We start from the raw sequence: 13,189 nt of genomic DNA on the forward strand, positions 1-13,189 counted from the left end.
CTGGGTGCCGGCCTACCGCCGAGCGCTCCGGTCGGGTGAAATGGTCAGTTCCCAGCGGAAGTCGCCGGGTGGTGGGTGTGAGGAGCGATTGCCGTGTCGGACTCGACCGGGTCATCCGGTTCGTCCTCGCCCGGGGCGCCCGGGACGCCGAAGTCATCCGGGTCATCCGGGGTGTCGGGCACGGGGGCGGACGAGCCCGCCGTCCGGTTACGGTCGGTGTACCGCACCTTCGACGCCGAGACCGCCCCGGTGCACGCACTGCGGGGCGCCGGCCTGACCGTGGCCCGCGGCGAGTTCGTCGCGGTGATGGGGCCGTCCGGCAGCGGCAAGTCGACCCTGCTGAACGTCGTCGCCGGGCTCGAACGGGTCGACGACGGGTCGGTCACCGTCGCCGGCATCGCGCTGACCGCGCTGTCCGAGGCCGATCTCGCCCGGCTGCGCCGCCGCCACGTCGGGATGGTGTTCCAGTTCTTCCACCTGCTCGAGGCGATGTCCGTGGCGGACAACGTCGTGCTCGCCGCCCGGCTGTCGGGCGCGGGCCGGCGCGCCGCCGTCCGGCGTGGGCATGACCTGCTCGACCTGCTCGGGCTGCTGGAGCGGGCCGACTCGATGCCGGGCACGCTCTCCGGCGGCCAGCGCCAGCGCCTCGCGATCGCCCGCGCGCTCGCGAACGAGCCGACCGTGCTGCTCGCCGACGAGCCGACCGGGGCGCTCGACTCGGCCGGGGCGGCCGAGGTCCTGGATCTGTTCACCCGGCTGCACGAGCGCGGGCAGACCATCCTGATGGTCACCCACGACCCGCAGGTGGCGGCCGGCGCGCAGCGGATCGTCACCATGCGCGACGGCCGTGTCTCCGTCAGCGGCACCCGCGCCGGCGGCGGCGGCGGTTCGGGTGCCGCCGGCGGCGGCGCGGGTGCCGGTCGTGGCCGGGCCGAGGTGCCGGCGTGACGCACCCGCGGCGCCAGCTGCTCACCGCGGCCGTGCTGGCCGGGGCCGCGGTGAGCGCCGCGTGCGCGGCCCCGCGCCTGCTCGGCGCCGGGACGCCGCCGTGGTCCGCCCCGCTGGCCCTGGACGCCGTCCTGCTCACCGCCGGGGTGGCCGCCGGCTGGGCGCCCCGGGCGCGGCGCCGTTCCGAACGTGTCCTGACGATCGCCGCCGACCTCGCCTGTCTCGCCGCGATCGCGGCGGTGGGGCTCGCGGGCGCGCTGGCCACCCTCGGGCACCGCCCGCCGGACGGCGGCGAGAGCTTCACCGGCCCGGTCCTGATGGCGGCGGCCCTCGCCGCCGTCCTGGCGGCCGGGGCGCGGGCCCGGACGGCGGCGCTCGTCCGGCACGCCGTGCGGGGCGCCCGGTACGCGCCCGACGACGTCCTGCGGACCTTCGGCGAGGACGCGAGCCGTGGCACCAGCCTGGACGAGGCGCTGGCCGGGCTGGGTGACGCCCTCCGGCGCAGCCTCTCCCTGCAACGGGTGGAGATCTGGACCGGCGCGGCCGGTCGCCTCACCGCCGCCGTCGTGACCCCGGAGAGCCCACCCGCCGGCACACCGGACGTCGGTGGGCCCGCCGAGGTCGGCTCGGCGATCGCCCTCACCGCCGGTGATCTCATCGTGCTCGCCCGGACCAGGGTGGCGGGGCCCGGCTGGCTGTCGCTGTGGGTCCCCCAGCTCGCCCGCCGGTACCTGGACACCCAGGTGCGGGTCGTTCCCGCCCGCGCCGGTGGTGCCCTGCTCGGGATGCTCGTCGCCCAGCGGCCGCCGGAGGCTCCCCGGTTCTCCGAGGCGGAGGACCGGATGCTCGCCGAGCTCGGCACGCGGGTCGGCACCGTGCTGCACAACCGCCAGCTCGACGCCAACCTGCGCGACGCGCTCGCCGACCTGCGGCACGCCAACGAGGAGCTGCGCGGCTCCCGGGCCCGGCTGGTCGCCACCGCGGACGCCGAGCGGCGGCGGATCGAGCGCGACCTGCACGACGGCGCCCAGCAGCAGCTGGTCTCGCTCGCCGTCGGCCTCCGGCTGGTCCGCGACCTCATCTCGGACGGCGGCGACTCGGACGGCGGCGGCCCGACCGGCGGCGGCGCCGGCGTGCCCGGCGCGCCGGAACGCGACGAGGACCTGGCCGCCGCCGACGAGCTGCTCACCGCCATGGCCGAACAGGTGACCGAGACGATCACCGAGGTCCGCAACCTCGCGCACGGCATCTACCCGCCGCTGCTGCGCTCCTCGGGCCTGACCGAGGCGCTGCGGGCCGCCGGGCAGCGTTCCACGGTCGGCGTGACGGTGCGGGCCGACGACATCGGCCGCTACCCCCCGGACGTCGAGGCCGCCGTCTACTTCTGCTGCCTGGAGGCGCTGCAGAACGCGGCCAAGCACGCCCCCGGCAGCTCGGTGGACGTCACGCTCGGCGAGCGGGAGGGGTCGCTCACCTTCGCCGTGTGGGACGACGGCGCCGGCTTCGAACCGGAGGGCTCGGCGCGTGGCCACGGCATGACGAACATGGCGGACCGCATCGGCGCGATCGGCGGCACGCTGCGCTGGGAGTCGTCCCCCGGCTCGGGGACGGGCGTCATCGGCGTCGTGCCCGTGGGCGGCGGCTGATGGCCGTCCTCGGCGCGATCGGGATGATCGCGCGCGGTGAGCTGCGCCGGCGGTGGGCGGCGTTGGTCGCCCTCGGCGTGCTCATCGGCCTGGTCGTCGCCGTGGTCGCCGGGACGGCGGCGCTGATCCGGCGCACCGCCACGGCGCACGACCGCCTCGAACGCGCCTCCGCCGTGGCGGACCTCCAGGTGAGCTACTTCAGCCACGACCCGGAGCTGGCCCGGCGGGTGGCCGCCGTCCCGGGGGTCGCCCAGGCGTGGACGGGCGTCGGCATGGTCGGCCGGCTGGAGGACCAGCCCTCCCTCGCCTACCTCGGCATCATCGGCGGCCCGGCCGATCACCACGGCCTGTACGAGCCCGTGGTCGTCAGCGGTCACGGGTACGACCCGGCCGACCCGGACGAGGCCGTCCTCGACGAGCGGGCGGCCGCCCGGTGGGGGGTGGCCGTCGGCGACACGCTGCACCTGCGGCTGCTGACCCCGTCGGACTTCCTCAGCTTCGACACCGGTTTCGGCACCCCGGGCGGGCCCGTCCTGAAGCTGACGATCACCGGCCTGACCCGGACGGCCGGCGAGAACGCCCGGCAGATGCCGCTGACCGTCAGCCCGGCCCTGGCCGGCCGGCTCGATCCCGTCTCCACCTCGGTCATGCTGCGGCTCGAGCCCGGCCCGCGGACCGCCGCGGCCGTCAGCACGGCGCTGCGGCGGCTGGGGGACGGCCTGGCACGGGACCCGCTGGCCGGGGAGTTCCCCGCGCTTCAGGTGTCCAGCCCGGCGACCGACGGCGACGCCCGCATCGGCGCGACCCAGCGCGTCCTCGTCACCGGGCTGGTCGTCTTCGCCGTCGTGGTCGGCGTCGCCGGCCTCGCCGCCGCGGGGCAGGCGTTCTACCGGCACCACGCGGCGGGGGCGCACGCCCAGCGCATCGAGGCGGTCCTCGGCCTCACCGGGCCGGGCCGGGCCGGCGCGCGGACCCTGGCGGCGCTGCCCGCCGCCGGGCTGGCCGGGGTGACCGCCGCCGCCGGTCCCCTCCTCGCGGGCCTGCTCGAACCACTCGGGCCGCTCGCCGGGATGGAGCCCCACCCCGGCTACGCGCCGCACCTCGCGCTGGTGTGCGGCGCCGGCGCGGCGGCCGTGGTCATCACCCTGCTGCTCGCCGGCGGCACCGCGGCCCGCGTCGGACGGCGCCCGGCCGACCCCGCGTCGGCGTCGGCGACTGCGGTCGCGACGGGCCGGGGCGGGGCCGGCTCTTCGCCGGCCCACGGCGCGGCCGGCATGCGCGGCCCGGTCTGGCTGTGGATCGGCACCGCGTTCGCGCTCGGGCGCCGCCGGGACCGCTCGCCGGCCACCCGCCGGCCCGCCGTCGCGGGCGCGGCCATCGGCGTGACCGGGCTGGTCGCCGCCGCGACGATCGCCGCCGGCCTGAACCGCCTGGTCGACGAGCCGCACCGGTACGGATGGAACGCGGACCTGGAGGTCACCGACGCCCGCCCGGAGATCGTCAACCGGCTCGCGGCCGACCCCCGGATCGCCGCCGTCAGCATGCTCGACGCGTCGACCGCGACCGTCGAGGTCGACGCCGCGGGCCGGGCGTTGCGGGCACCGGACCCGGTCCAGGGCGACGGCCCGGGCGACGCCGGCCCCGGCGCGATCGGGCGGGGCGACACCGGCCCCGGTGAGGACGTCGCCGTCTACGCCCTCTCGCCGAAGGCGACCACACCGAAGGCCACACCGGGCACGTCCACTGAGCCGGTGGGGTGGACGATCTTCGAGGGCGCGGCGCCACGGAGCCCGGACGAGGCCGTCCTCGGCCCGCGGGCCGCCCGGCGCTTCGCCCTCGGGGTGGGCGACACGGTGAGCGTGACGGCGAACGACGGCGGGCACGCCCTGCTCACCCTCGTCGGCATCGGGGTCGGTCCGGTCCCCGGCGGGGAGCGCCTCGGCGAGAGCATGCTCGTCGAGCCGGACACCCTCGCCCGGATCCAGCGGACGCAGCCGCTGCGCAGCGCCCTCGTCCGCGCCGTCGACCGGGTGGACCCGGTGAACCTCGCCGCCGCGCTGGGCACCGAGTACGAGCTGGACGTCGGCCGTCCGCCGACCGAGATCGCCAACCTGGGCGGCATCGGCCGGCTCCCGGCCCTGCTGCAGACCGTGCTCGCCGCGCTGGCCGTGGCCGCCGCGGGCCACGCCGCCGGCACCACCTGGCGGCGCCGCCACGGCGAGCTCGCGATCCTGCGCACCCTCGGCTTCACGCCGTCCCAGACGGCCCGCATCCCGCTGACCACCTCGTGTGTGAGCGCGGCGCTGGCCGTCGCCGTCGGCCTGCCGGCCGGAATGCTGATCGGACGCCTGATCTGGTGGGAGATCGCGACCGCGACCGGGGTGTCCGCCGACCTGGCGATCCCGGTGTGGATGCTGGTCACGCTCCCACCGGCCGCGATCGTCGTCGGCCTGCTCGTCGCCGCCCTGCCCGCCTGGCGCGCGTGGCGGCTGCTCCCGGGGGCCGTCCTGCGCGGGGAGTGACCACCCCCCGCAGGGGCCAGCCCCGGCTATCGGGGCGGCTCGGACGGCGGCGTGCGCCGGCTCCAGATCTCGCGCAGGACGCTCGGCGCCAGGTCCTCCTTGCAGAGGTAGTCCAGCCCGCTGGCCGCGACGGCCGCCGGCAGGTCCGTCCGCCCGTACGTCGAGCACAGGACGACGACCGTGTCGGGCGCGTCCGCGCGGATGCGCGCGCCGGCGACCACGCCGTCGATACCCGGCAGGTTGACGTCCATGAGCACCAGGTCAGGGCGCAGTTCGGCGGCGGCGGTAAGCGCGTCCTCGCCCGTCTCGGCCTCACCGGCGAGGACGAAACCGGCGGCGCGGCGCAGGACCGCGCGCACGGCGAGCCGGAAGGGCCGCTGGTCGTCGACGACCAGCACGGAGACCGCCGGAGGGGAGCTCATGGACACAGTCTCGCGGTGCGGCTCACGGTGACCAAGGGTGCGACCATGTCATCAGGTCGGTGTGGCTACCTTCCCCGTCGACCCGCTTGCGGGGCGATGCCCCGAGTGCAGGTAGAGCAGGACGGCCTTCACCCGCCGGTTCAGGTCCGGCTCGTCGGTCAGGCCGAGCTTCGCGAAGATCGAGTTACTGTGCTTCTCCACCGCCCGTTCGGACAGGACGAGCGTCCCGGCGATCGCCGCGTTGCTCCAGCCCTGGGCCATGTGGCTCAGCACCTCCCGCTCGCGCGGGGTGAGCCGGTCCAGCTCGGTGTGCTGGCGGCGCGCGTTCGCCGCGACCAGCCCCTCCACCACGGCCGGGTCGATCACCGACTCCCCGGCCGCGACCGCGCGGATGGCCCGCAGCAGGTCGTCCACGCCGGCCACCCGCTCCTTGAGCAGGTACGCCCGCCCGGATGAGCCGCCTTCGAGCAGCGCGAGGGCGTAGGTGGCCTCGGCGTGCTGGCTGAGGACGACCACGCCGACCGCCGGGCGTTCCCGGCGCAGCCACCCGGCGACCTTGATGCCCTCGTCCGAACGGGACGGCGGCATCCTGATGTCGGTCACCACCACGTCCGGATCGTGGTCGCGCACCGCCTGTTCCAAGGACGGCCGGTCGGTCGCCGTGCCGACGAGCTCCAGGCCGTCCGCCCGCTCGATCAGCGTCGCCAGACCATGCCGGAGCAGGGCGTTGTCCTCAGCGAGGACTACACGAACGGCCATTGGTCCACTGTAGGCGCGGCCTGACACCCATAGCGGGCCACCTGGACACGATGCCGTCGTCCCGACGACACCCGCCGGTCCGGGCCCGGACCGGCGGGTGTCGAGGAAATGTCGCCCGCGTTGTCGACCAGGACCAGACGGCGGTGGCCAGGGCTAGGCGGCGGTGGCCACGGCCGTGCCGGTCTCGGTGCCGCCCCGGCCGCCCTCCAGCCGGATGGCTGACGGGACGAGGGCGGTCTGCCGCGCGACCGGGCCGGCCATGCCGGGCGGGGGCGGCACTGGTGCTCCGCCCCGGGAGGTCGGGGCCACCCCACTCGTCGACCCGGTGCCCTGCCCCGACGGCGCGCCCTGCCCTGGCTGCGAGCCGGGGAACGTGCCCCCGTTCAGCCCGCCGCCTCCCATCGGGCCACCCGCTCCGTTCGGCAGCTGGCCCTGACCTCCCTGGCCCTGACCCTGGTTCTGGTTCTGGTTCTGGCCCTGACTCTGGCCGGTCGTCTCCTCGATGATCGCGGTCGCGGTCGCGGCGGCCGTCGACGTGGTGCCGTCGGCCGGGTTGTCGTCGGGCACGGTCGCGGTGACCCCGACGGTGTCGCCGACGTCGACGTTGTCGATCCCGCCCGTGCGGCCGTCCACGAGGGTCTCGTCGGTGACCGTGTACGTCGCGGTGAAACCGTCCGTGCTGCGCACCGTGACGGCGGTGGGCTGCACCGTCGTGACCGCGCCGGACTGGGTCCGGACGGTCGTGTAGCCCCCGGAGCGGTCCGCGGTGACGAACTCCCCGTGCAGCGAGCCGGTGCCGACACCGCCCGTCACCGCCGAGCCGGCCGGGTTCATCAGCTGGAACGGCCCGCCGCGCGCCCCACCTGCACCACCACCGGCTCCGTCCGAGCCGAGGCTGCTGGCGTTCACCGCGGCCGCCGCGCCGACGGCGAGGCCGAGCGCGATGACACCGGCCACGGCCGTCCGCCCCAGGCTCCACCGGGGCAGCGCACCCGAAGCCACCCGCGGCTGCGCGCTCGCCCCCGGGCCCGGTCCAGGCACAGGCACACCCGGCCCAGGCCCGCTCGGGGCTGATCCCGGCGACGGCGGCGGCCCACTCCAGGCCGGTGACCCGGTCCAGCCGGGCGGCTGGGGATTCCCACCGGCCGGCGACGGGGCCGGCCCGCTCGACGGCGAGGACTCGGGCGGGTCGTCGGGCCCGACGTGACTCATGTCCGAACTCCTCGTCCCGGCGGGTCGGTCCCGGCCGTCGGAAGGAGATTTGGCCGACAACCTGTGCGCAGCCTGTGACGACGCTGAGCGCTGGATATGTGCCCGGCCGCGCCCGGCCGGCCGGGCACACCGCCCACACGGGGCACAGCCAACCCACAGGCGACGTTCAGGAAGCCCACAGGAATGCGCCTCATGCTGACGGAATGCAGCCGTCGAGCCCTCGGATTCTGGTCGTGGACGACGAGAACACACTGTCGGAGCTGCTGTCCATGGCCCTGCGTTACGAGGGCTGGGAGGTCCGCACCGCGCCGGACGGGCGCGGCGCGCTGCGCGTCGCCCGCGACTTCCGGCCGGACGCGGTCGTGCTCGACATCATGCTGCCCGACATGGACGGCCTCGAGGTGCTGCGCAAGCTGCGCGCGGACAGCCCGGAGGTACCGGTGCTGTTCCTCACCGCCCGCGACGCCGTCGAGGACCGGGTCGCCGGCCTCACCGCCGGCGGCGACGACTACGTCACCAAGCCGTTCAGCCTGGAGGAGCTCGTCGCGCGCCTGCGCGGGCTGCTGCGCCGGCTGCACCGCTCGACGATCTGGGACGGCGCGGTGCTGGTCGTCGGCGATCTCATCATGAACGAGGAGAGCCGCGAGGTGACCCGGGCCGGCCGCGAGATCCGCCTGACGGCGACCGAGTTCGAGCTGTTGCGCTTCTTCATGCGCAACCCGCGCCGGGTGCTGAGCAAGGCGCAGATCCTGGACCGGGTGTGGAACTACGACTTCGGCGGTCAGGCGAACGTCGTCGAGCTGTACGTCTCCTACCTGCGCAAGAAGATCGACGCCGGCCGTCCCGCCATGATCCACACGATGCGCGGCGCGGGCTACGTGCTCCGGCCGGCGACCTGACCGGGCCCGTGACGATGACGGGCGCCACAGGCGCCACAGGCACCACAGGCACCACGGGCACCGCAGACGCCACGGGCCCCGTAAGCACCGCCGGCTCCACGGGCGCCCACCGGCGGCACGGCCCGGCCGGCTGGTCGCTGCGCACCAGGCTCCTCGCGCTGCTCCTCGCGCTGCTCGCCGTGATGTCCGCGGTGATCGTCTTCGTGACGGCGGTCGCGTTGCGCGGGGTGCTCATCCAGCAGCTCGACGACCGGCTGGAGGAGGCGAGCCGCCGCTGGGGGCCGACCAGCCAGTCCGGACCGGTCCTGCTGCCCGGCTACGGCATCGCCGGACCGGGAGGCGCAGGTACACCCGGCCTGACCCAGCCCAGGCCCGCCCGGACCGCCGACGAGCGGGTGAACGATTTCCTGGACTTTCGCGGTCAGCCGCCGGGGGCCCTCGGCGCGGTCTTCGAACTACGGGATCCCGACACCGCCGCCCAGGGCTCGGCGCGCGAGGCGCTGCGAGGCGCGCCACCGCCGGGCGCGGCGGCCCCGGACCTGACCTCCCTGATCGAGAACGCCGCCGTCGCCGTCATCGACAGCGACGGCGGAGTGCAGCCGCTCACCGGAGTGGACGCCGCCGTGGTGGCCCAGATCCCGCTCGACGGCCAGGAGCACACCCGCGCGATCGCCGACCGGGGCGACTACCGCCTCGTCGCGCACTTCGACCCCAACGGGCAGACGGTGCTCGTCACCGGCGTGCCGATGAACGAGGTCAGCGCGACCCTGACCGAGGTCGGGATCGCCGGCGCGATCGTCGCGGCGCTGGGGGTGCTGGCCGCCGGGATCGCGGGCGCGGCGATCATCCGGGTCACGCTGCGGCCACTGAGCCGGGTCGCGGCGACCGCGAGCCGGGTGGCCGAGCTCCCGCTCGACCGCGGGGCCGTCGACCTCATGGCGGTGGCGCCGGACGTCGACACCGACCCCCGGACGGAGGTCGGGCAGGTCGGCGCGGCGCTGAACCGGATGCTCGGCCACATCGGGGCGGCCTTCTCGGCCCGGCACGCCAGCGAGACGCGGATGCGCCAGTTCCTCGCCGACGCCAGCCACGAGCTGCGCACCCCGCTGGCGGCGATCAGCGGCTACGCCGAGCTCACCAGGCGCACCCGCGGCACCGTCCCGCCGGACGTCGCCTACGCGATGGGCCGGGTCGAGTCCGAGAGCGCGCGGATGACCGCGCTCGTCTCCGACCTGCTGCTGCTGGCCCGCCTCGACTCGGGACGCCCGCTCGTGCGGGAGGCCGTCGACCTCTCCCGGCTCGTGGTGGACGCGGTCAGCGACGCCCATGTGGCCGCGCCCGAACACCGTTTCGAGCTGGACCTGCCCAGCATGCCCGTGACCGTGGCGGGCGATCCGGCCCGGCTGCACCAGGTCCTCGCCAACCTGCTCGCCAACGCCCGCACGCACACCCCGCCGGGCAGCCGGGTGACAGCCCGGCTGACCGTCGAGCCGGGGCCTTCCGCTCCGGGACCTTCCGCTCCGGCGTCTTCCGCTTCGGGACCTTCCGCCTCGACGCCTTCCGCTCCGGCGGCGAACGAGCCGGGCGCGGACCGGCCGTCCGCGGTGCTCTCGGTGATCGACGACGGGCCGGGCATCCCGGACGCGCTGCTCCCGAAGGTGTTCGAGCGCTTCGCGCGGGGGGACAGTTCGCGTTCCCGCGCGGCCGGCAGCACCGGGCTCGGCCTGTCCATCGTGGCGGCGGTGGTCGAGGCGCACCATGGACGGGTCTCGGCGGCGAGCCGTCCCGGCCGCACCGCCTTCACCGTGGTCCTGCCCCTGGACACCCCCGACCCAAGCGCCCTGGACCCGGGCGCTCCCGACCCGCCGGACACCGTCGACAGCTGCCCGCCCGACGCCCCCGACCCCGCCGTGACGGCCGCGGAGACCAGTCCGCGCGGCGGGACGGCGTCGGGCAGCCACTCTCGTTCGGTGAGCGGTTCCCCGGCCTGACGGCGCTGGGCTGACGTGGCGAGATCAGGTCTGTCGGGCCGCCGGGGTGTGCCCGTCGAAGCAAGTCGCGCCACCAGCAGATGGACTGGCCCGGGCAACTCGGAACGGCGCTGCCCCGGCGGCCGGGCCGCCCGGTGCCCCGGCGGCCCGTTCTTGCGATGTGCTGCGCGACTTGGGCGCCAGTACCCACAGGTGATGCACAGGCAGGGCACAAGGTCGGGAAAGGTCGACGTCCGACCCTGATCCTTATGCCGACCTCACCGACGCCGTCACCGCCGACCGACCAGTTCGACCACGCGGCCTACGCGGGGGCTGACCGTGCGGCCTACCCGAGGGCCGACCACGCGGCCTACCCGGGGACCGACCACGCGACCGTTCCGGGCACGCGCTGGCCCGCCGGTGTTCCCGGCCGGGCGGGCGGGGCGTCCGGGCGGCATCTGGCCGGTGACGGTCGGATCGGCCGGTTCGCGCGGGGGCGTCCCGACGACCCGCGGTGGGTGCGGCCCGCGCTGCTCGGGCTGCTCGCGGCGACGGCCGTCCTCTACCTGTGGGGGCTGGGCGCCTCCGGCTGGGCGAACGCCTTCTACTCGGCGTCGGTGCAGGCCGGCTCGGTGAGCTGGAAGGCGATGTTCTACGCCTCCTCGGACGCCGGGAACTCCATCACCGTCGACAAGCCCCCGGCCTCGATCTGGGTGATGGCGCTGTCCGCGCGCGTCTTCGGGGTGAACGCCTGGAGCATCCTCGTCCCGCAGGCGCTGATGGGCGTCGCCACGGTCGGCCTGCTCTACGCCGCGGTGCGCCGGGCCTTCCCCGCCGGCGCGGCGCTGCTCGCCGGGGCCGTCCTGGCGATCACCCCGGTCGCGACGCTGATGTTCCGGTTCAACAACCCGGACGCCCTGCTCGTCCTGCTGCTGGTCGCCGCGGCGTACGCGACGCTGCGCGCCGTCGAGACCGCGAGCACCCGCTGGCTGGTCTGGGCCGGGGTGTTCATCAGCTTCGGCTTCCTGACGAAGATGCTGCAGGCGCTGCTGATCGTCCCGGTGCTGGGCCTCGTCTACCTCGTCACCGCGCCGACGCGGTTCACCCGGCGGCTGTGGCAGGTCGGAGCGAGTGTGCTCGGGCTGGTCGTCCCGGCCGGGATCTTCATCGCGATCGTCGAGCTCGTCCCCGACTCGGCCCGGCCGTACATCGGCGGGTCGCAGCACAACAGCATCCTGGAGCTGACCCTCGGCTACAACGGCCTGGGCCGGCTGACCGGCAACGAGTCCGGCAGCGTCGGCGGTGGCGGCGCGCCGGGCGGTGCCGGTGGTGGCGGCGGCAACATGTGGGGCGCTACCGGCTGGGGCCGGATGTTCGGCTCCGAGGTCGGCGGGCAGATCTCCTGGCTGCTGCCGACCGCGCTCGCTCTGCTGGTGGCGGGTCTGTGGATCACCCGGCGGGCACCCCGCACCGACCCCGGACGGGCCGCGCTCGCGGTCTGGGGCGGCTGGCTGCTGGTCACCGGCATCGTGTTCAGCCAGATGCAGGGCATCTTCCACGCCTACTACACGGTCGCGCTCGCGCCGGCGGTCGGCGCCGTGGTCGGGATGGGGGCCGCGACCCTGTGGCGCCGCCGGGAGCACCCGGTCGCCGCGGCCACCATGGCCGGCATCCTGGTGCTGACCGCCCTGTGGTCGTACGTCCTGCTGGATCGCACGCCCGACTGGAACCCGTGGATGCGCTGGGTGGTGCTGATCGTCGGCTTCGCGGCGGCCCTGCTGCTCATCGTGCTCTCCCGGCTGCCGCGGGCGGCCCGGCTGGTGGTCGTCGCGGCCGCGCTGGTCGCGGCGCTGCTCGGGCCACTCGGCTACTCGGTCGCGACCGCGGCCACCCCGCACACCGGTTCCATCCCGTCCGCGGGCCCGGCCGGCTCGGGTTTCGGCGGCCCGGGTGGCCGCGGCGGCCCGGGCGGTGGTGGTGGCGGACGGCAGCTGTTCGGCGGCAACGGCGGGGCGCAGCAGGGAACGACGCAGGTCCCCGGCGGCGGCACAGCCCCGGGCGGGACGGGCGGCACGGCCCCCGGCGGCGCCGGCGCGGCTCAGGGCGGCACGGCTCAGGGCGGGCCCGGCGGCGGTATGGGTGGCGGCATGGGCGGCCTGCTCGACGCCGGTAAGCCCAGCGATGAGGTCCTCGCGCTGCTGAAGGCGGACGCCTCGTCCTACACCTGGGTGGCGGCGTCCGTCGGGTCGAACACCGCGGCTGGCTACCAGCTCGCCAGCGGTGATCCGGTGATGGCGATCGGCGGCTTCAACGGCAGCGACCCCTCCCCCACCCTCGAACAGTTCAAGCAGTACGTGGCGGACGGCCGCATCCACTACTTCATCGGCGGCGGCGGCTTCGGCGGGCAGAACGGCGGCAGCCAGGCGTCCAGTGACATCGCCGCCTGGGTGGCGGCGAACTTCACCGCCACCACCGTCGACGGCACGACCCTCTACAACCTGACCACCCCGACCACCACGACCACCACCGACACCACCACCGGCGGCACCACCACAGCCTGACCCCGAATCGGCACAATTGTGGCGGGCGGGCGAGTCCCTGGACTCACCCGCCCGCCACGCGGCGTTACGCGCACCCCACACCTGCATCTAACGGATAAAAACCCCCGACATCGGGGCAGCCTGCTCGCCGTTTGGCATCCTGCTCGCCCCTTCAGAGCTGACTGCGCCGGGAATGCCCCCTGAAACGGCGAGAAAGAAACCAAATCGCGAGTAGCCGAGCACCGGCATCGGCCCCGGGGCCTCCACCGCC

Annotated in this window: 9 protein-coding genes; 6 read left to right on the top strand and 3 right to left on the bottom strand. The window is 75.6% G+C overall.

Features of this window, described 5'->3' with window-relative positions:
• Window positions 1-171 precede the first annotated feature (171 nt).
• The 3 genes from B056_RS34845 to B056_RS0102820 are packed head-to-tail and all read left to right on the top strand — an operon-like array spanning window position 172 to window position 5,116.
• On the top strand, window positions 172-948 hold the full coding sequence (locus B056_RS34845) for an ABC transporter ATP-binding protein (RefSeq protein WP_020572279.1): 777 nt from the start codon (window positions 172-174) through the stop codon (window positions 946-948).
• The gene (locus tag B056_RS0102815; RefSeq protein ID WP_018500386.1) at window positions 945-2,594 is read left to right on the top strand and encodes a sensor histidine kinase; all 1,650 of its coding nucleotides are present in this window, start codon (window positions 945-947) and stop codon (window positions 2,592-2,594) included. Before B056_RS34845 ends, B056_RS0102815 begins: the two co-directional genes overlap by 4 nt.
• Window positions 2,594-5,116, top strand: a complete 2,523-nt coding sequence (locus B056_RS0102820; protein WP_018500387.1) for an ABC transporter permease — start codon at window positions 2,594-2,596, stop codon at window positions 5,114-5,116. Before B056_RS0102815 ends, B056_RS0102820 begins: the two co-directional genes overlap by 1 nt.
• 26 nt (window positions 5,117-5,142) lie before the next feature.
• On the opposite strand, the gene B056_RS0102825 is transcribed toward B056_RS0102820, so the two are convergent.
• The 3 genes from B056_RS0102825 to B056_RS34850 all read right to left on the bottom strand — a co-directional run bounded on the left by B056_RS0102825 (window position 5,143) and on the right by B056_RS34850 (window position 7,338).
• The gene (locus B056_RS0102825) at window positions 5,143-5,538 is read right to left on the bottom strand and encodes a response regulator transcription factor (protein ID WP_018500388.1); all 396 of its coding nucleotides are present in this window, start codon (window positions 5,536-5,538) and stop codon (window positions 5,143-5,145) included.
• 51 nt (window positions 5,539-5,589) lie between these two features.
• On the bottom strand, window positions 5,590-6,297 hold the full coding sequence (locus B056_RS0102830; protein WP_018500389.1) for a response regulator transcription factor: 708 nt from the start codon (window positions 6,295-6,297) through the stop codon (window positions 5,590-5,592).
• Window positions 6,298-6,450: 153 nt separating this feature from the next.
• Window positions 6,451-7,338: a hypothetical protein gene (locus B056_RS34850; RefSeq protein ID WP_230202792.1), complete on the bottom strand. Its 888-nt coding sequence runs from the start codon at window positions 7,336-7,338 to the stop codon at window positions 6,451-6,453.
• A 374-nt stretch (window positions 7,339-7,712) separates the two neighbouring features.
• On the opposite strand from B056_RS34850, the gene B056_RS0102840 reads away from it, so the two are divergent.
• From B056_RS0102840 to B056_RS0102850, 3 genes are all read left to right on the top strand, one after another.
• Window positions 7,713-8,408, top strand: a complete 696-nt coding sequence (locus B056_RS0102840; protein ID WP_026239257.1) for a response regulator transcription factor — start codon at window positions 7,713-7,715, stop codon at window positions 8,406-8,408.
• Between the two features lie 8 nt (window positions 8,409-8,416).
• Window positions 8,417-10,399 carry a sensor histidine kinase gene (locus tag B056_RS34855; RefSeq protein WP_018500392.1) on the top strand — a complete coding sequence of 661 codons (1,983 nt, stop codon included), beginning with the start codon at window positions 8,417-8,419 and terminating at the stop codon, window positions 10,397-10,399.
• Window positions 10,400-10,647: 248 nt separating this feature from the next.
• Window positions 10,648-12,939, top strand: a complete 2,292-nt coding sequence (locus B056_RS0102850; protein ID WP_018500393.1) for a glycosyltransferase family 39 protein — start codon at window positions 10,648-10,650, stop codon at window positions 12,937-12,939.
• The last annotated feature ends 250 nt before the right edge of the window (window positions 12,940-13,189 follow it).

The sequence above is a fragment of the Parafrankia discariae genome, from assembly GCF_000373365.1.
Classification (GTDB): domain Bacteria; phylum Actinomycetota; class Actinomycetes; order Frankiales; family Frankiaceae; genus Parafrankia; species Parafrankia discariae.

Bases quoted from the DNA above. Each gene is read 5' to 3' on its own strand.
- B056_RS0102830 (WP_018500389.1), bottom strand. From the start codon at position 6,297: ATGGCCGTTCGTGTAGTCCTCGCTGAGGACAACGCCCTGCTCCGGCAT.
- B056_RS0102820 (WP_018500387.1), top strand. From the start codon at position 2,594: ATGGCCGTCCTCGGCGCGATCGGGATGATCGCGCGCGGTGAGCTGCGC.
- B056_RS0102825 (WP_018500388.1), bottom strand. From the start codon at position 5,538: ATGAGCTCCCCTCCGGCGGTCTCCGTGCTGGTCGTCGACGACCAGCGG.
- B056_RS0102850 (WP_018500393.1), top strand. From the start codon at position 10,648: ATGCCGACCTCACCGACGCCGTCACCGCCGACCGACCAGTTCGACCAC.
- B056_RS0102840 (WP_026239257.1), top strand. From the start codon at position 7,713: ATGCAGCCGTCGAGCCCTCGGATTCTGGTCGTGGACGACGAGAACACA.